At 73.9% G+C, this 18,590-nt stretch carries 14 protein-coding genes; 9 read left to right on the forward strand and 5 right to left on the reverse strand.

Translation table 11 applies throughout. The features are described from left to right. Positions 1 to 123 precede the first annotated feature (123 nt). The 3 genes from OH804_RS27500 to OH804_RS27510 are packed head-to-tail and all read left to right on the forward strand — an operon-like array spanning position 124 to position 4,907. Positions 124 to 1,944 carry an ABC transporter gene (locus tag OH804_RS27500; RefSeq protein ID WP_406060423.1) on the forward strand — a complete coding sequence of 607 codons (1,821 nt, stop codon included), beginning with the start codon at positions 124 to 126 and terminating at the stop codon, positions 1,942 to 1,944. Further along, on the forward strand, positions 1,941 to 3,626 hold the full coding sequence (locus OH804_RS27505) for a GTPase (protein ID WP_406060425.1): 1,686 nt from the start codon (positions 1,941 to 1,943) through the stop codon (positions 3,624 to 3,626). The genes OH804_RS27500 and OH804_RS27505 overlap by 4 nt, the downstream gene beginning before the upstream one ends. A 57-nt stretch (positions 3,627 to 3,683) precedes the next feature. Beyond that, positions 3,684 to 4,907, forward strand: coding sequence for a hypothetical protein (locus OH804_RS27510; RefSeq protein WP_196920466.1), 1,224 nt, complete (start codon positions 3,684 to 3,686; stop codon positions 4,905 to 4,907). A gap of 123 nt (positions 4,908 to 5,030) precedes the next feature. Here OH804_RS27510 and OH804_RS27515 read toward each other — a convergent pair whose 3' ends face one another. Both OH804_RS27515 and OH804_RS27520 read right to left on the reverse strand, forming a co-directional pair. Then, positions 5,031 to 5,654 carry a phosphatase PAP2 family protein gene (locus OH804_RS27515; RefSeq protein ID WP_196920465.1) on the reverse strand — a complete coding sequence of 208 codons (624 nt, stop codon included), beginning with the start codon at positions 5,652 to 5,654 and terminating at the stop codon, positions 5,031 to 5,033. A gap of 65 nt (positions 5,655 to 5,719) precedes the next feature. Continuing rightward, positions 5,720 to 6,559: a hypothetical protein gene (locus tag OH804_RS27520; RefSeq protein ID WP_406060428.1), complete on the reverse strand. Its 840-nt coding sequence runs from the start codon at positions 6,557 to 6,559 to the stop codon at positions 5,720 to 5,722. A gap of 596 nt (positions 6,560 to 7,155) precedes the next feature. Between OH804_RS27520 and pdhA the strand changes: the two genes are divergently transcribed. The 6 genes from pdhA (at position 7,156) to OH804_RS27550 (ending at position 16,218) form a co-directional block, all read left to right on the forward strand. Continuing rightward, on the forward strand, positions 7,156 to 8,331 hold the full coding sequence (pdhA, locus tag OH804_RS27525; RefSeq protein ID WP_196920463.1) for a pyruvate dehydrogenase (acetyl-transferring) E1 component subunit alpha: 1,176 nt from the start codon (positions 7,156 to 7,158) through the stop codon (positions 8,329 to 8,331). Next, positions 8,331 to 9,320 (forward strand): alpha-ketoacid dehydrogenase subunit beta, encoded by a 990-nt coding sequence (locus OH804_RS27530; protein ID WP_406060430.1) that lies wholly within the window; start codon positions 8,331 to 8,333, stop codon positions 9,318 to 9,320. The genes pdhA and OH804_RS27530 overlap by 1 nt, the downstream gene beginning before the upstream one ends. Positions 9,321 to 9,325: 5 nt before the next feature. After that, complete coding sequence (locus tag OH804_RS27535) at positions 9,326 to 10,822, forward strand: dihydrolipoamide acetyltransferase family protein (protein ID WP_406066690.1); 1,497 nt, start codon at positions 9,326 to 9,328, stop codon at positions 10,820 to 10,822. Positions 10,823 to 11,040: 218 nt separating this feature from the next. Continuing rightward, positions 11,041 to 11,178: a hypothetical protein gene (locus tag OH804_RS27540; RefSeq protein ID WP_165435866.1), complete on the forward strand. Its 138-nt coding sequence runs from the start codon at positions 11,041 to 11,043 to the stop codon at positions 11,176 to 11,178. A gap of 344 nt (positions 11,179 to 11,522) precedes the next feature. Beyond that, positions 11,523 to 14,258 carry a hypothetical protein gene (locus OH804_RS27545; protein WP_406060432.1) on the forward strand — a complete coding sequence of 912 codons (2,736 nt, stop codon included), beginning with the start codon at positions 11,523 to 11,525 and terminating at the stop codon, positions 14,256 to 14,258. Positions 14,259 to 14,385: 127 nt separating this feature from the next. Next, entirely contained in the window at positions 14,386 to 16,218 is a 1,833-nt protein-coding gene (locus tag OH804_RS27550) for an NHL domain-containing thioredoxin family protein (RefSeq protein ID WP_406060434.1), read from the forward strand. A gap of 60 nt (positions 16,219 to 16,278) precedes the next feature. Here OH804_RS27550 and OH804_RS27555 read toward each other — a convergent pair whose 3' ends face one another. The 3 genes from OH804_RS27555 to OH804_RS27565 are packed head-to-tail and all read right to left on the reverse strand — an operon-like array spanning position 16,279 to position 18,546. Then, entirely contained in the window at positions 16,279 to 17,028 is a 750-nt protein-coding gene (locus OH804_RS27555; protein WP_196920459.1) for a LamB/YcsF family protein, read from the reverse strand. Further along, a complete protein-coding gene (locus OH804_RS27560; RefSeq protein ID WP_372433035.1) occupies positions 17,012 to 17,974 on the reverse strand; it encodes a biotin-dependent carboxyltransferase family protein in 963 nt (320 codons plus the stop codon). Before OH804_RS27560 ends, OH804_RS27555 begins: the two co-directional genes overlap by 17 nt. Then, positions 17,872 to 18,546, reverse strand: coding sequence for an allophanate hydrolase subunit 1 (locus tag OH804_RS27565; RefSeq protein ID WP_406060436.1), 675 nt, complete (start codon positions 18,544 to 18,546; stop codon positions 17,872 to 17,874). The genes OH804_RS27560 and OH804_RS27565 overlap by 103 nt, the downstream gene beginning before the upstream one ends. Between the last annotated feature and the right edge of the window lie 44 nt (positions 18,547 to 18,590).

Below are 18,590 nucleotides of genomic sequence, written 5' to 3' on the forward strand. Positions count from 1 at the left end.
GAACTTGACTCAATAGTGCCACGCGTTGGCCAATCGTCAAGTTGACTTGAGTCAACCCGACGCAACCCAGCCGTTATTACCGTCCGGTTGTCTTCCCTTGCATCGGTCGGGCACGCTTTAGCGGTGACGACGCACGGCGATCCCGCCACCCGTTCCGGTGCGCCCGCCGTCGCAGCCCGCACCGACCCGCCGGACGCCGCGGAGGAGCCGCCCGCCACCACCGGGGACGACAGCCTCCCCGGCGCCCTGACGGGCCTCCGGGAGGCGATCGGCGCGACCCGGTATCCCCTCGCGCTGCCCTCTGCCGCCTCCGCCCGGCACACCACCACCTCCCTCACCGACCAGCTCGACGACTACCTGCTGCCCCGGCTCGCCCGGCTGGACGCCCCACTGCTCGTGGTGGTCGGCGGCTCCACAGGCGCCGGCAAGTCAACCCTTGTCAACAGCCTGGTCAAGGCCCGGGTCAGCGCGGCCGGCGTGCTCCGGCCGACCACCCGCTCCCCGGTGCTGGTCTGCAACCCGTCCGACGCGGCCTGGTTCCGGCAGGGTGACCTCCTGCCCGGGCTGACCCGCACCACCGAGCCGAGCGACGATCCGCGCGCCCTGCACCTCGTCACCGCCCCGGCCCTGCCCGCCGGGCTGGCCTTCCTCGACGCGCCCGACATCGACTCGGTCGTCGACGCCAACCGGGCGCTCGCCACCCAACTGCTGGCCGCCGCCGACCTGTGGCTCTTCGTCACCACCGCCGCCCGGTACGCCGACGCGGTGCCCTGGGAGCTGCTGCGCAGCGCCCGGGCGCGCGGCGCGGTGATCGCCATGGTGCTGGACCGGGTGCCCGCCGAGGCCACCGACGAGATCGCCGCGCACCTGACCGAGATGCTCGCCGAGCAGGACCTCGGCCGGGCGCCGCTGTTCGTGTTGCCCGAGACCTGGGTTGACGGCCAGGGGCTGCTGCCCGAGGGGGTGACAGCACCGCTGGCCGACTGGTTCGCCCGGTTGGCCGCCGACGTGGACGCCCGGGCTGCGGTGGTCCGCCAGACCCTCGACGGGGCGCTGGCCGCGCTCCACCCCGCAGTGGAGGATCTGGCCGACGCCGCCGACGAGCAGCTCGCCGCCGCCGACGGGCTGGACGAACGGGTCCGGGCCGCGTACCGGGGTGCCGAGCGCACCGTCGAGCAGGGGCTCCAGGACGGCCGGCTGCTCCGCGGTGAGGTGCTCGCCCGCTGGCAGGAGTTCGTCGGCACCGGTGAGCTGTTCCGCACGCTGGAGGCACGGATCGGCCGCCTCCGGGACCGGGTCGTGGCTGCCGTCACCGGCCGGCCGGCACCGGCCGTCGAGCTGCGCAACGCCATCGAGTCCCAGCTGGTGACGTTGCTGCGCGGGGTGGCCTCGGAGGCCGCCGAGTCCGCGTACACCGGGTGGAAGGCACACCCGGCCGGCGCCGGGCTGCTCGACCCGGCACTTGCGCACCCGAGCGCCGATCTACCCGAGCGTGCCGAGCGCATGGTCCGGGACTGGCAGCGGGGAGTGCTGGAACTGGTCCGGGTCGAGGGCGGCGACAAACGGTTCGTGGCCCGCACCGCCGCGTACGCGGTGAACGCCACCGGGCTGGCCGTGATGATCGCCGTCTTCGCCTCCACCGCGTTCATCCCGACCGGGCTGGAGTTGGCCACCGGGGCCGGGACCACTGTCGCCGCGCAGGCCGTCCTCCAGGCGATCTTCGGCGACCAGGCGGTGCGTACCCTCGCCGCCAAGGCCCGCACCGACCTGCTGGCCCGGGTACGCACGCTGCTCGACGTGGAGGCCGACCGCTTCCTGAGCCGCACCGCCGACGCCCGCCCCGCCGCGGACGCCGGCGACGGGCTGCGCCGGGCCGCCGGCCGGGTCGAACTGGCCCGGCATCGCAGTGGCCTGTCAGCCCGCGACGAGGAGGGTTTCCGGTGAGCAACATCGCCGGCCGGGTCCGCGAGGCGTTCCGTGGGGACCAGCGGGTCGACGCCGACGCGCTGATCGCCCGACTGGACGCGGTCCGCCGGTTCCTGACCGCCGTGGACGGTCTGCTGCCGGACTCCGACCTGGTGCCCGCGCACACCCTTGTCGAGCGGGCCGGCACCCGGCTCGCGCTGTCCCGGGACCACACGGTGGTCGCCCTGGCCGGTGCCACCGGCAGCGGCAAGTCCAGCCTCTTCAACGCGCTGGCCCAACTGGAGCTGTCGCCGGTCGGGGTCCGCCGACCGACCACCGGCGTCACCCACGCCTGCGTGTGGGGGCCGTTGGAGGGCGCCAACCATCTGCTCGACTGGATCGGCGTACTGCCCCGACACCGTTTCGTCCGGGAGAGCGCCCTGGACGCGGACGACGAGACCGCCCTGCACGGGCTGATCCTGCTCGACCTGCCCGACTTCGACTCGGTGCAGCGATCCCACCGGCTCGAGGTGGACCGACTCCTCGGCCTGGTCGACCAGGTGGTCTGGGTGGTCGACCCGCAGAAGTACGCCGACCGGGTCATCCACGACAGCTACCTGCGCGAGTTCCACAGGCACCGCGACGTCACACTGGTCGTGCTCAACCAGGCCGACCGGCTGCCCCCGGTCGAGGTGCCCCGGGTCCTCGACGACCTGCGTCGGCTGCTCGACACGGACGGGCTGACCGGTGTGCCCCTGCTGGCCACCACCGCCCTCGATCCAGCCGGGATGGTCGGGCTGCGCGACGCCCTGGAGCGCACTGTCGCCGAGCGGCAGGCCGCGTTGCGTCGACTCGCGGGTGACGTCGACACTGTCGTCGCCGGCCTGGACGAACTGGTCGGCTCGGCCCGGCCGGCGGGTGGGCCTGACGACGCCGCCATCAACGGGCTGAACCGGGCGTTGGCCGGGGCGGCCGGGGTGCCCGCGGTGACCGAGGCCGTCGAGCGGGCGTACCGGCACCGGGCCGGCGCGGCCACCGGCTGGCCCGTGGTCCGGGGCTGGCGGCGGTTGCGACCCGACCCGCTGCGTCGGCTGCACCTGCCCGGCCCGGCCGGCGACCAGGCCGACCCGGCGGAGAGTCTGGTCGCGGCCACCTCGGTACCGGACCCGACGGCCGCCCAGCGCTCGGCGCTCGGCCTCGCCATCCGCGCGGTGGCCGACCGGGCCGCCGCCGACCTGCCCGCCGCCTGGCCCGGCGCGGTGACCTCCGCCGCCCGGTCCCGCCTCGGCGACCTGCCGGACGCCCTGGACCGCACGATCGCCGGCACCGACCTCGGCCTCGACCGCCGACCGGTGTGGTGGCGGCTCGTCGGCGGTGTGCAGTGGTTGGTCACCCTCGCCGCAGTGGTCGGGCTGGGCTGGCTGGTGCTCGGCTACGCGCTGCGGGCGCTCGGCCTGCCCGCGCTGGACAACCCGATGGTCGGCCAGGTGCCGCTGCCGACAGTGCTGCTGCTCGGCGGCCTGCTGGCCGGCCTGCTGGTGGCGGCGCTGACCCGCCCGGTGGTGCGCTGGGCCGCCCGGCGTGCCCGGGCCCGCGCCGACCAGCGGCTGACGGCGCGGGTCGCCCAGGTGGGCGACGAGTACGTGCTGACACCGGTACGGATCGTGCTCGGCTCGTACGCGCAGGCACGAGATGCGCTGCGGGACGCCGCACGCCGCTGACGCTCCGCACGGCTCGCTACCGCTCTGCGTACGCCTCGGGCGGCGTAGGGTCGGAGCATGGCCACGCCTCAGACCCCCTACGACGCGGTGCTGCACGCCGCACGCGACGTGACCAAGCTGGAGTCCGCCCTCGACGCCGAGATGCTCGGCAGCGCCCTGCTGGGCAGTGTCTACGCGATCGCGGAGACCGACCGCGACGCCGCCGTACGGGAGTTCGTCACCGGCTTCCTCGCCGCCACCACCCGCCGCAGGGTAGCGGCGGCGACCACCATCCGGCAGGTCTTCGCCACGCTCGTCCCGACCGCCGAGGGCACCGAGCGGGTGCGTCCGGGCAGCCAGGCGCCCACCTGGACGGCCCAGCTCGGCCGGGTGCACCTCACCGGCACCTGGGCGTACGGCGACGTGTACGGCGACCAGACCTCATACCTCGCGACCTTCGCCTACGACGACGAATCCGGCGGCTCGGAGCACGCGCTGGTGGCCCTGGTGGACCACAACATCGGGATCACCAAGGACATCTTCGTCGGCGGGCCGGCCGAACGGATCCTGGACCAGGTCCGGCAGATGTGCGCCGACGACGAGCTGACCTGGTTCCGGACCGAAGATCCGGCCCGACTCCGGGGTGAGGTGGCTCGCCACCTGGCCGTCACCGACGACCTGGGCGAGTTGCCCGGCGAGGGGTCACTCGCCACCGACCGGGCGTTGGTCGGTGCCCGGCTCGCGATGCTGCCCACCGCGGCCGACCCGACCGGTCCGGCGGAGGTCGAGCCGCTCTCCGCGGCCGAGCGCACCGACCTGGTCCGCCGGTTCCTCGCCGCGCCGGAGGCCGTCCGCTTCGGGCTGGACGCCGTCGACGGCCCCGAGTTGGCATCCCTGCACTTCTGCCTGAGCCTGCTGCTGGACCACTCGGCGAGCTTCCCGGACGCCGATCCGATGCGCTGGAGCCCTGCGGTGTCCGGGCTCTTCCTGCTCGACTGGGTGCACCGCCGGGCCGTGCTGGACATGGACGACGCGGCGATGCTGCCCCGGGTGCTGCGGGCCTGGGCGCGGTACGCGTCACGCCAGCGCGGGCTGCCTGAGGCGGCGACGACCCGCACCGACGAGGCGATCGAGGAGATGGTGCCGGAGTTCGCCCGCCTCTACTCGACCGGTGAGCGGCGCAGCGCGGCCACCGCCGCGGTGGCGCAGCTGATGGCCGACGGGGTGGACCCGGACGACCCGGCCGCACTGGACGCGTGGATCGAGGCGAACCGGCACCGCCTCGCCGACGACGGCGCCTGACCGCGTCCGAGGGTGGGCGGGCTCCGCGCCGCGCCCACCCTCGGGACACGGCCCAACGCGCCGCCCGCCTCGGGCCAGCCAGCGCAGCGGCCTGAGCCGGCTAGCGCAGCGGGCCTGAGCCGGCTAGCGCAGCGGGCCGAAGACCACAGCGGCGACCAGGGCGCCGAGCGCTCCTCCGGCCAGCACCTGCGCCACCGTGTGGTCTCTCAGCCGTACCCGGGACCAGCCGACCACCGCCAGCAGCGGGGCGGTGACGAGCAGCCACGTCCCGAAGGTCAGCATCAGGATGACCAGCGTGCCGGCGGCCACCGCCGAGTGGATCGACATCTTCCACCAGTGGCTGACCGACACGGCGACGACGAGGCCGACGAGGCCCGCCACCGCCAGCGCCAGCACCGGGCGGGGCGCGCCGAACACGGCCAGCAGGGCGAGCCCCGCCGCGACCGAGCCGAGGCCGACCAGCAGCGGTGCCCGGCGCTGCTCCCGACGGCCGACGTGGTGGTCGGTGAGCCGACCACGGCGTACCCCGCCGACGATGTAGGCGAACGGAATGCCGGTGACGAAGAGAGTGGCGAGCAGACCCCAGACGAGGCCCTGACCGGGGCGGCGGGCGCTGTGCCAGCTCACGGTGAGGATCAGCAGCGACACGAGCACCGCCGGGGCGGTCACCTCGGTGACGAGCCGGGCGATCCGCAGCCCCGGACCAGGTCGGGTGGTGACCGGGCGGAGTTCCGCACCGCCGCCCACGCCACCCCCTCCGGTACGCGCCTACCGCCGAACACCGCCGGCGCCGGACGGGCCGCGCCTGATCGTCACCGTACCGCCGGTGACACCGCCGGGTGCGTCGGTCCGGCCAGCGGCAGCGGGCTGACGCTGGGCGGCCAGGCGACGGCCGACGGCGACGGGATCGCCGGTCTGGGTCGGCGGGTCGGTACAGCGGGCGGCGTGGGTGTGGGGGCCGGCACGGACCGGGTGCTGGTCGGCACGGCGGTCGCTGTCGCATCGTCGGTCGGCGTGGGTGTCGGCCCCAGCGTCGGGTCCAGTGAGGGCGTCGGGTCCACCGTCAGGGTCGGCGTCGGATCGGGATCGGCCGAGCCGGTCGGGTCCGGGTCGGTGGGGTCCGGGTCGGTGGGGTCCGGGTCCGGGTCCGGGTCGGTGGGGTCCGGGTCCGGCGAGTCGGTCGGGTCGGGGTCGGTCGGGTCCGGGTCCGGCGGATCGGTCGGGTCGGGGCCGGTCGACGGTGGCGGAACGACGGGCGGGGGTACCGGCGGCGAGGTGCTCCGCGTGGGTTTCGGTGCGACCGGCGGGGCTGTCGTCCACCGGGCGGGCCCGGGATCGGCAGCGGCGGGCCCTTCCCGTGGACGCGACGGGGCGGCCGGCAGCCAGCCGCTGGTGGGGCCGACGCTGGGTGTGCCGAGCGGCGAAAGCGGCGGTTGGCTGGTCATCGGCAGCGGGATCACCACCGGCCCGACGGACGGGGTCGGCATGAACGGAGTGCTGCTGTCCGGGAGGGCGGTGCTGCCCGGGGTGGCCGAGCCGGCGCTGATCGCCGCGAGGATGGGCATCGACGCGGTGCCGGCCAGCAGCGCGACGGTGAGCAGGTAGCCCCGGGTCGGGCTACCAGCGCCGGGGGCACGGTGAACGCCGACCATCCGGCGATAGCCGCCTGCTGACCGGTGTCGGCCAAGCGCTGGCGTGCCGGGACCGTCACCTGGCTCGTACACCGCACACCCCTTGTCGTCGACCGTCGGAGGACAGGGATGGACGCCGGCGGGGGCAAAAACCCGACAATTAACCCGATAGGCGCGATCCTGCGGGAATCAGCCTGGCGTAGTCACGGTGCGTCAGCCAACCTCCACCGCGTGTCGACACGCAGTGCTGGCCGAACGGTGACGAATCGTGCCGCAACGCATGGGAAACGCGGGCCGGCATGATGGCGACAAACGGCGTCAAAGCAGGGGCGGTCGAAGCGCGGGGGCAGGCGTACTGTGGGCGCGCTCACCTGCTCTGCGAATATGGAGCACGACGGCAACGCAGCCGTGACCTCCGCGCACCCTCGCGGCAGGCGCGGTTGAACGCCGGCGCTCCCGATCCGGGTTCGGCCAGAACCCGGATCACGCCGTGCGGCAACCCCCACCGGGGCTAGGCGCGGCCGCCAGGAACCGGTCCGGCAGCAGCCGGGCAGGCGCACGAGTTGCGCGGCCGGGTGACCCCCCGGTGCCGACGCAGACACGACAGGGAGAGACCGATGGCAAAGGGCGACCCCGGGGGCACCACCCGCGGCAGGCGGGCCGCACCCCGCTCCAAGAAGGGCGCGGCCGGCGACCCCGCGCTGGTGCAGCTGCTCACCCCCGAAGGCGAGCGGATCGACAGCGCCACCGGGCCGGACGGCACCGAGTACCGCGTCGACTTCACCGACGAGGAATACCGCGGTCTCTACCGCGACCTGGTGCTGGTCCGGAAGCTGGACGCCGAGGCGACCGCTCTCCAGCGCCAGGGCGAGCTTGGCCTCTGGGCCAGCCTGCTCGGCCAGGAAGCCGCCCAGGTCGGCTCCGGCCGGGCGCTGCGTACCCAGGACATGGCCTTCCCGACCTACCGGGAGCACGGCGTCCTCTACTGCCGGGGCATCGACCCGATCATGCCGCTCGGCCTGTTCCGCGGTGTCGACCAGGGCGGCTGGGACCCGAACGAGTTCAAGTTCAACATGTACACGATCGTCATCGGCGCGCAGACCCTGCACGCGACCGGCTACGCGATGGGCATCACCATCGACGGCAAGACCGGCACCGACGACGGCGAGGCGGCGATCGCCTACTTCGGCGACGGCGCCACCAGCCAGGGCGACGTGAACGAGGCGTTCGTCTGGGCCAGCGTGTTCAACGCGCCGCTGGTCTTCTTCTGCCAGAACAACCAGTACGCGATCTCCGAGCCGCTGGAGCGGCAGACCCGGGTCCCGCTCTACCAGCGGGCCGCCGGCTTCGGCTTCCCCGGCGTACGGGTGGACGGCAACGACGTCCTCGCGACGTACGCCGTCACCCGCACCGCACTGGACAACGCCCGCCTCGGCCAGGGGCCGAGCCTCATCGAGGCATACACCTACCGGATGGGCGCGCACACCACCTCCGACGACCCAACCCGCTACCGCATCGCCAGCGAGGTCGAGGCGTGGCAGGCCAAGGACCCGATCGCCCGGGTCAAGGCCTTCCTGGAGAAGCAGCAGATCGCCGACGCGGGCTTCTTCGCCGAGGTCGACGAGCAGGCCCGCCGTGAGTCGGTGCACCTGCGCGAGCGGGTGCTCGAGATGCCGAACCCGGAGCCGGTGACGATGTTCGACAACGTCTACCCCAACGGGTCTCCGCTGCTCGACGAGCAGCGCGCGAAGTTCAGCCGCTACATGGAGTCGTTCGAGGGGAGCGCCCACTGATGGCCACGGAGACGCTCACCATCGGCAAGGCCCTCAACACCGGTCTGCGCCGCGCCCTGGAGAACGACCCCAAGGTCATCATCATGGGCGAGGACGTCGGCAAGCTCGGCGGCGTCTTCCGGATCACCGACGGTCTCCAGAAGGACTTCGGCGACCAGCGGGTGATCGACACCCCGTTGGCCGAGTCCGGCATCATCGGCACCGCTGTCGGTCTGGCCATCCGCGGCTACCGACCGGTCTGCGAGATCCAGTTCGACGGCTTCGTCTACCCCGCGTACGACCAGATCGTGTCGCAGGTGGCGAAGATGCACTACCGCTCGGGCGGCAGGCTGAGCATCCCCATGGTGATCCGGATCCCGTTCGGCGGCGGCATCGGCGCGGTCGAGCACCACTCCGAGTCGCCGGAGGCGTACTTCGCGCACACCGCCGGCCTGAAGGTGGTGACCTGCGCCAACCCGCAGGACGCGTACGTGATGATCCAGCAGGCCATCTACTCGGACGACCCGATCGTCTTCCTGGAGCCCAAGCGGCGCTACTGGGAGAAGGGCCAGGTCGACCTGGACGCGCCGCTGTCCGACGCGTACCCCCTGCACTCGGCCCGGGTCGTGCGGCCCGGCACCGACGTCACCGTGCTGGCCTACGGCCCGATGGTGCGGACCTGCCTCGAGGCGGCGACCGCCGCCGCCGAGGACGGCCGGGAGCTGGAGGTCATCGACCTGCGCTCGCTCTCGCCGCTGGACCTGACAGCGGCGTACGAGTCGGTGAAGCGCACCGGCCGCGTGGTCGTCGTGCACGAGGCGCCGTCCAACATCGGCCTCGGCGCCGAGTTGGCCGCCCGGATCACCGAGGAGTGCTTCTACTCCCTGGAGTCGCCCGTGCTGCGGGTGACCGGCTTCGACACCCCCTACCCGGCCTCCCGGGTGGAGGAGGAGTACCTGCCCGACCTCGACCGGGTGCTCGACGCCGTCGACCGCACCTTCGGCTGGTGAGCGACATGTCCCGGATCAAGACGTTCAACCTGCCCGACCTGGGCGAAGGGCTGACCGAGGGCGAGATCCTGGCCTGGCTGGTCAAGGTCGGCGACACCATCGAGCTGAACCAGCCGATCGTCGAGGTGGAGACGGCCAAGGCGGCAGTGGAGATCCCGGCGAAGTGGGCCGGGCAGGTGCAGGCGATCCACCACCCGGAGGGCACCACTGTCGAGGTCGGTACGCCGATCATCGCGATCGACACCGATCCGGGCGCCGGCCCGTTGGAGGCGCCGTCGACCACTGCCACGCCCAGCGGTGACCTGCCCACCCCGTCGGCGGCCTCGCTGGCGGCGGTGGAGGTGGCACCGGCCGAGGGGATGATCGAGCCCGGCCTGATCGGCGGTGCGGCCCCGGGTGGGCGCACCGCGGTGCTGGTCGGCTACGGCCCGCGGACGACCGCCGCGAAGCGCCGCCCCCGCAAGGGCGCAGTCCCCGCGCAGGCCGTGTCAGCTCCCGTCACCCCCGCTGGGGTCGATCATGGAGTTGTGGTGGGTGACGAACCAGCCCCAACCGCCATGATTCCGGCACCACAAGTCCATGATCGACGCGGCGGGGCGGGCGGCGGGGCGAGCGGCGGGCTGGTACTGGCCAAGCCTCCGGTGCGCAAGCTCGCCAAGGATCTCGGGGTCGACCTCGGCACGCTGACCGGGTCGGGACCGCTCGGCTCGATCACCCGGGAGGACGTGCAGCAGGCGGCGAACGGCGCGAGCACTGTGGTTGCCGAGCCGATCGCGGCGACGACCGCGCCCAGCTTCGGCGCCGACCGGGAGCAGCGCATCCCGGTCAAGGGGGTCCGCAAGCTCACCGCCGAGAACATGTCCCGCTCGGCGTTCACCGCCCCGCACGTGACGGAGTTCCTGACCGTCGACGTGACCCGGGCGATGAAGGCCCTGGACCGGCTGCGTGGCCGGCGGGAGTGGAGGGACGTACGGGTCTCGCCGCTGCTGCTGGTGGCGAAGGCGGTGCTGCTGGCGGTGCAACGGCACCCGATGGTCAACTCGACCTGGGCGGGCGACGAGATCGTGGTCAAGGAGTACGTCAACCTCGGCATCGCGGCAGCCACCGAGCGCGGTCTGATCGTGCCGAACGTCAAGGACGCCGGCCGGCTCTCGCTGCGGGAGTTGGCGGACGCCCTGACCGACCTGGTACAGACGGCGAAGTCCGGTCGCACGTCGCCGGCGGCGATGTCCGGCGGCACCCTGACCATCACCAACGTCGGGGTGTTCGGGGTGGACACCGGCACACCGATCCTGCCGCCGGGTGAGTCCGCGATCCTGGCCTTCGGCGCGGTGCGGGAAATGCCCTGGGTGCACAAGGGCAAGGTCAAGGTTCGCCAGGTCACCACGCTGGGGCTGAGCTTCGATCACCGGATCATCGACGGTGAGCTGGGCTCGAAGTTCCTGCGGGACATCGGCGACTTCCTCACCGATCCGGAGGCGGCCCTGCTCGCCTGGACCTGATCGTTCGAAACGCCAGCCACGGCCGGTGTGCCACGGGTTAACGCCCGGCACACCGGCCGTGTCCGTTGGGCGACGGAACCGTGGGTCAGGGAGCCTCTTGACCTTTGATTGTTAGGCGGGTGTCCCAGCTCACCTAATAATCGATGGAATTTCGCCGGCTTCTGCTGTTGAATAGACACATCAGGGGCTGACAACCGAATAGCTAGGGGGACCCACCAATGAGCATGATCGAGCGAATCCGCAACCACCGCGACGCCACCCGCCGCGCCCGTGCCATCGAGCACGCGCTGCGCTCGGCGAACTCGCCGGCAGTTCGCGAGGAGATCCTCGTCATCGCCCAGCGTCACATGAGCTGACGCTCCACGACATTCCTCATCTCCTCCAGATCGATGGCCCACCCGGCCCACCGGGTGGGCCATCGGCGTTTCCCAGCCACCCACCACCGGGATTCCGCCCTGCCGCAGCGCCCGGTACGGTGGGCTTCGGTCGCCGCCCGCCGACCCGGCAGAGGCCGAGCCGACAGAAGCTGCTCGACACCAACCGGACACGGTGAGTGACGGCCAGTGCTCCTTGGACGTGTCGTGCCAACACCCGATACCGTGCGGGGAGCCGGCACAGCGGTACGCCGGTGACGCCGGCAGCCACGCCGAGGAGACCGATCGGCGCCGGCGAGCCGACATGTGATGGAGGAGGCGCACCCATGACGTCCGAGGGCCCGCACCGCCCCGGCCAAGAGCCGGACGAGGTGTCACCGGGCGCCGGCGGACCGGCGCCGTACGGCGACCGCCCGGCGCAGCCGGACAACGGCCAGAACGCCGCCGGCCCCGACCTGGGCTGGGCACCCCCGCCCCCGACGCGGCCCAACCCGTCGACGCCGGCATGGGCGACCCAGTCCGAGCAGCCGCCGGCCCCCGCCTGGGGTGCCGCCGCCGCTCCGCAGCCCAACGACCCGGCGCAGCCCGCCTGGGCCGCGGGCGGTGGCGCGAGCGAGCCGCCGCAGCAGCAGCCCGGCGCGTGGCCCGGCAACGATGGCGCGCCGGCTCCGGCGCAGCCCGACCCCTGGGCCGCTCAGCAGCAGGGCTGGACGCCCGCCGAGCAGAGCCCGCCCACGCCGACCTGGACCCCGAACGCCCCTGCCGAGCAGCCGGACTGGGTGCAGGCCCAGCCGGCCGCGCGGGGCGCCGCGCAGGTTCCCCCGGCCACCGCCGCCTGGCCCGCCCAGGAGGACCCGGCCAGCGGCTGGGGCGGCGCGGCGCAGGCCAACCCGCCCGCCGCTGACTGGCGCGGGGCCGAGTCTCCGCAGTCCGACGCACCGCAGGCCGCCGGCTGGTCCGGCGGCGCGCAGCAGGACCAGGCCGCCGGCAACGGCGGCTGGCCCGCCAGCGGCGCCGCCCAGGACGACCAGCCGGTGTGGACGCCGGCGGAGCAGTCGCCGCCGGCCTGGGGCCAGCCCGCCGAAGCAACCGAACAGCCCGCCCCCGGCTGGGGTCAGGCCGCCCAGCCGAACGCGGCCCGTGGCGCCGCCCAGGTCCCGGCCCCGACGACGAACTGGCCCGCGCAGGACGACCCGGCCAACTCCGGCGGGTGGGCCGCGCAGCAGCAGCAGGCGCAGCCCGCTATGTGGAACGACGGCAGCGACGCGCGGCAGGACCAGCCCGCGCAGCCGGCCGCCTGGGGCGGCGCCGAGAGCCGTCCCCAGCAGCCCGACTGGGTGCTCGCCCAACCCGAGCAGCCGACCGAGCGGCCGGAGCAGGCGGGGTGGACCCCTGCCGAGCCGAGCAACCTCCCCGCCCGGGCCAGCGCCAGCGTGCCCACCAGCGGCGGCGCGCCCAACCGGGCAGCCAGCCCGGACAATGCCGTGCAGGGCAACTCCGGCGGCACTCCGGAGGTCGAGCCGTGGGCGCCCGGTGAGGTGTGGGGTCGCGCGGAGGCCGAGGCTTCCGCCCAGTCCCGTGGGGGCTGGGAGGCGGACCGGGGCGAAGAGGCACCCGCCTACCAGCCCGGGCCCGCGCCGGGCATCTCCCCGGCCAACGCGGTGCCACTGCCTCCGCAGGAGCAGCGCGTCCCGGGTGCCAGCCTGGCTGCCGCCCCGCCGGCCGACTACGCGCCCCAGGCCCAGTTCGCACCGATCCCCGAGCAGCCCGCCTACGCCGAGCGGGAGACCCCGGACGCCGCCGCCCAGTACGGTGGCCGCCCCGAGGACGTCTCAGTGAGTGGCGCTGTGGTGCCCGCCCCGCGTACCTCTCCGGAGTCCGGAGCGGGCCGCGCGGTCGTACCGGTGGCGGACGCCGAATCGGCAGCCGGCGCGGCGGCCCGGGCCACGGCGAGCGCTTCGGTGCCGCTGGCCAGCCGGGTGATGCCCCCGACCGACCAGGCGATCCGTCCGACCGGCACGGCCACCCCGCAACCCCGGGTGTACGGCCGCCCGGCTCGACCGGAGCCGGAGGCCGAGCCGGAGCCGGAGGCGTTCCAGGGCGACCCGGGCGCCGACCGTCAGGGTGCTCCGGACTGGCAGAACGACGCGCCACGGCAGGCCGCACCCGACTGGCAGAACGAGGGCCAGCGGCAGGCCGCACCGGACTGGCAGAACGAGGGCCAGCGGCAGATCGCCCCGGACTGGCAGAACGACGCGCAGCGGCAGGTTGGGCCCGGCTGGGGCGGCGAGTCCCCTGCCGATCCGCGCTTCGACGATCGGCAGCCCGCGCCGAACGCGTTCAACGAGGCCCCGTCGGCACCGCCGGCGTTCCCACCCGGTGTGCCGTCCTTCGTCGACGCCCCGGGCAACAACAGGCCGGTGAACGGCACCCGGCCGCACGCCGGCGCCGAGCCACCGGCGGACCAGTTCGGCGGCCCCGGGTCCCCTGCCGCCGGTGCCGCCAGCGTGAACGGGACGGCGACCTTCGGTGCGCCGAACTTCGGTGGCCCGGGCTCCGGCGGGCCGGGCTCCGGCGGGCCGGGCTTCGGCGAGCCGGCGCCGGGCGGCGGCTTCCCGCCGTCGTTCCCGCCACCGTCGCACCCCGCGCCGTCCTGGGGCCAGGACGCCGGCCCGACGGACCAGGGCCGGTTCGACGCGTTCAAGCCGGACGCCGACGAGCCGAAGGTGGAGGCACCGACGCCGAAGGTACGCAACGGCCGGGTGCTGGCTGCGGTGCTGATCGCCGCAGTGCTCATCCTGGCGGTGCCGCTCGGCCTGCTGCTGCTGCTCGGCAAGGTCGGCAAGGATGACGCGCCGTCCTTCGACCCGGCGGTCGGCACCTGCGTGAAGCAGTCCGGGCAGGGCGGCGCCTCAGCGGCGGACTGCGGCGAGGCGGGCGCGTTCACGATCGTCTCGAAGGTCGACGCCAAGGAGAAGTGCACCGACACGACGCAGCCCCACGTGGTGCTGCCGGGTGAGGGCACCAACCGGGTGCTCTGCCTGAAGCCGGCCACGAAGTAGCTCCACCGACGGCGGGGTCACGGGCAACCGTGGCTCCGCCGTCGTCGTACCCGCAGGTGGTGTCGGCCACCACCAAATCTCGCCCCCTCCGGCCGGACGCGGGCCGATGGTCAGGCACGATGGGTGCATGAGCGCACGAGTACGGGCTCCCGAACTGCGCGGTCGGGGCTGGCTGAACACCGGTGGACGCGACCTCAAGCTCGCCGACCTTCGCGGCAAGATCGTCATCGCAGACTTTTGGACGTTCTGCTGTATCAACTGCCTGCACGTGCTCGACGAGTTGCGCCCGTTGGAGGAGAAGTACGGCGACGTGCTCGTCGTGATCGGCGTGCACTCGCCGAAGTTCGAGCACGAGAAGGACGCCGACGCGCTCGCCGCCGCCGTGGAGCGGTACGGGGTGCACCACCCCGTACTCGACGATCCCGAGCTGGAGATGTGGCAGCAGTACGCGGCCCGGGCCTGGCCGACCCTGTCGGTGATCGACCCCGAGGGTTACGTGGTGGCGACCATGGCCGGCGAGGGGCACGCCGAGGGGCTGGCCCGCCTCATCGACGAGTTGGTCGCCACCCACGAGGCCAAGGGCACCCTGCACCGGGGGGACGGCCCGTACGTTCCGCCGCCGCCACCGGAGACGGCGCTGCGCTTCCCGGGTAAGGCGCTGCTGCTGCCGAACGGCAACCTGCTGGTCTCGGACTCGGCCCGGCATTCCCTGGTCGAGGTCGACCCGGACGGCGAGACGCCGGTGCGTCGGATCGGCTCGGGTGAGCGGGGTCGGGTGGACGGCCCTGCCGCCGCGGCGACGTTCTCCGAACCGCAGGGGGTGTGCCTGCTGCCCACGCACGTCGCCGAGGTGGCCGGTTACGACCTGGTGGTGGCCGACACTGTCAACCACCTGCTGCGCGGCGTACGACTGGAGTCCGGCGAGGTGGTCACCGTGGCCGGCAGTGGGCGGCAGTGGCGCGCCTCGGTCGACGACCACGCCCACGACGCGCTCGCCGTCGACCTCTCCTCGCCGTGGGACCTGGCCTGGTACGACGACAAGCTGATCATCGCGATGGCCGGTATCCACCAGCTCTGGTGGTTCGACCCGATCAAGCGGACCGCCGGGATGTACGCCGGCACCACCGTGGAGGCGCTGCGCGACGGCCCGCTGGCCGAGGCGTGGATGGCCCAGCCGTCAGGGCTCTCCGTCTCCGCCGACGGCACCCGGCTCTGGGTGGCCGACAGCGAGACCAGTTCGATCCGGTACGTCGAGAACGGTGTACTGGGCACCGCCGTCGGGCAGGGCCTGTTCGACTTCGGGCACGTGGACGGTCCGGCGGAGACCGCGCTGCTCCAGCACCCGCTGGGTGTGTGCGCGTTGCCGGACGGCTCGGTGCTGATCGCGGACACGTACAACGGCGCGGTGCGCCGCTTCGACCCGGCCAGCAACCAGGTCTCCACAGTCGCCGACGGGTTGGCGGAGCCGAGCGACCTGGTGCTCACCCCGTCCGGTGAGGTGCTGGTGGTGGAGTCCGCCGCGCACCGGTTGACCCGGCTCGCGCCGGGTGCCCTGTCGGCGGCGGGTGCCAGCACTGTGGACGGGCCCCGGCACCGCACCGAGCGCAAGCCGACCGACGTCGCGGCCGGCGAGGTCACCCTGGACATCGTCTTCACCCCGGCGCCGGGGCAGAAGCTGGACGAGACGTACGGGCCGTCGACCCGCCTGGTGGTTTCCGCGTCCCCGCCGGAGCTGCTGGTGGACGGCGCCGGAACGGGCACCGAGTTGTCCCGCCGGCTGGTGCTCAACGGTGAGGTCACCGGAGGGGTGCTCCAGGTGACCGCCCAGGCGGCGACCTGTGACGCGGACGTCGAGCACGCGGCGTGCCACCTGACCCGGCAGGACTGGGGCGTACCGGTCCGGGTGGTCGACGGCGCCGTGACCCGACTGCCGCTGGTGCTCCGCGGCCTGGACGCGTGACGCGTGCTCCGCGGCCTGGACGCGTGACGTGATCGGAGGGGCCCGCCGGGGCCCCTCCGATCAGGCGAACGGGGCCAGTGTGATGTCGGCGTCGATCAGGGAGGCGCGGACGAGTTCGGCGGCGGAGACCGCGCCCGGGGTGTCCCCGTGCACGCAGATCGAGTCGACCGAGCAGGGGATCACGGTGCCGTCGACAGCCACCACGCTGCGTTCGGTGGCCATCCGCGCCGCCCGTTCGGCCACCTGCTCCGGGTCGGTGATCACCGCGCCGGGGGTGCCGCGCGGCATCAGAGCCCCGTTGGGCAGGTAGGCGCGGTCGGCGAAGGCCTCGGCGACCACCGGCAGACCCGCGCCGACGGCCAGTTGGGCGAGCGTCGAGCCGGGCAGGCAGAGCACGGGCAGCTCGGGGTCGTAATCGGTGACTGCGGCGACCACCGCCGCTGCCTGGGACTCGTCGGTGCTGGCCGCGTGGTACAGCGCGCCGTGCGGCTTCAGGTAGCGGACCCGGGTGCGGAACAGCCGGCAGAACGCGTCCAGCGCCCCCAACTGGTAGGTCACCTCGTCGCGTAGCTCGGCGAAGTCGTACGCGATGTGCCGCCGGCCGAAGCCGGCCAGGTCGCGGTAGCCGACCTGCGCGCCCACCGCGACCCCGCGTCGCGCGGCGCCCTCGCAGACCCGCCGCATGGTGGACGGGTCGCCGCCGTGGAAGCCGCAGGCGACGTTGGCGGAGGTGACGAGGCTCAGCAGCGCCTCGTCGTCGCCGAGTCGCCAGATGCCGAATCCCTCGCCGAGGTCAGCGTTGAGGTCCATGGAATCTGACGGTAGTACCTGGCCGGGCCTGCGCGAGCGCTGTCACGTCGGTGACCACCCCGATGACGGGGTATCCACCGGTGGTCGGGTGGTCGGCGAGGAAGATCAGGGGTTGTCCGTCGGCGGGCACCTGCACCGCGCCGAGCACGATGCCCTCGCTGGGGAGTTCGCCGGCGACCGCGCGGGGCAGGGCCGCGCCGGCGAGCCGCGCGCCGACCCGGTTGCTCACCGGGCTGATGGTGTACGCGCTGCCGAAGAGCCTGTCGAACGCGATCGGCGTGAACCAGTCCTCGCGAGGACCGGGGCCCAGCAGCAGACGCAGCTCCTCAGGCGGCGTGGGGCTCACGGTCAGGTCCACCGGTGCGGGTGAGTCGACCGGCTCGCCGAGCGGCAGTTGGTCGCCGTCGCGCAACGGAGCCGGGCCGAGCCCGGAGAGGGTGTCGGTGGACCGGCTGCCGAGCACCGGTGACACGTCGATACCGCCCGCCACCGCCAGCCAACTCCGTACGCCCCGCCGGGCGGGACCGATCCGCAGCACCGTCCCGGCCGGCACGCTGAGCGGACGACCGGTGTCACCGGGCCGAACGCCCGCCTGGATCGGGACCTCGGCGCCGGTGACCGCCACCGTGGTGGCCCGGGTCAGCCGCAGCGTGCAACCGGTCAGGGTGATCTCCAGGCCGGCCGCGTGCTCCGGATTGCCGACCAGTCGGTTGGCCAGCCGCAGGGCGGCCGGGTCGAGGGCACCGGACCGGGGTACGCCCAGGTGCGCGCAGCCGGGCCGGCCCAGGTCCTGCACTGTGGTGAGCGCGCCGGCGCGGAGCACCTCGATGGTGGCCGGGTGGGTCACGCCGCCACCATCCGGACCGTACGGCCCGGGCCGAGTCGGGCCGGCGGGTCGGCGGTCACGTCGAACAGCACCAGGTCGGTCCGACCGACCAGCTGCCAGCCGCCCGGCGACGCGCCCGGATAGATGCCGGCGTACGGGCCGGCCAGCGCGACCGAGCCGGCCGGCACCCGGGGGCGGGGCGTGGCCAGCCGGGGCAGCGCCAACTCGGCGGGCAATCCGGTCAGGTAGGGGAAGCCGGGGGCGAAGCCGCAGAAGGCGACCCGGAAGCGGGTGCTGGTCAACCGGTGCCGCACCGCCGCCGCGTCCACGCCCCAGTGCTCCGCCACCGCCGGCAGGTCGGGCCCGTCGAAGGTGACCGGTACGACCACGTCGGCTCCGCGGTCGGTGTCGTCCTGGGTTTTGGCTTCGTCGTTGGCGTCAGCGTGGGTGGTTGCGGCGGCGACGGCGGGCGCCCACCGGCTCAGCTGCCGGGCGGTGGTGGTCGGGTCGGGCAGGCCGTCGAGCAGCACGGTCCGGGCCGCCGGCACGATCTCGACGGCGATCAGGTCGCCGTGCTCCCGGCGCCGCCACAGCTCGGCCCGCCACGCTTCGACAAGCTCGGCCTCGGGGATGTCGGCGGGGGCGGTGCAGTCGAGTAGCAGGGCGTGCGCCCCGACGGGTCGGATCCGCATCCGCTCATCCTCGCCGATGTCGTCGTGATCCGGTGTTCACGATG

It is taken from the genome of Micromonospora sp. NBC_00860 (genome assembly GCF_045207375.1).
GTDB classification, from domain to species: Bacteria; Actinomycetota; Actinomycetes; order Mycobacteriales; family Micromonosporaceae; genus Micromonospora; species Micromonospora vinacea.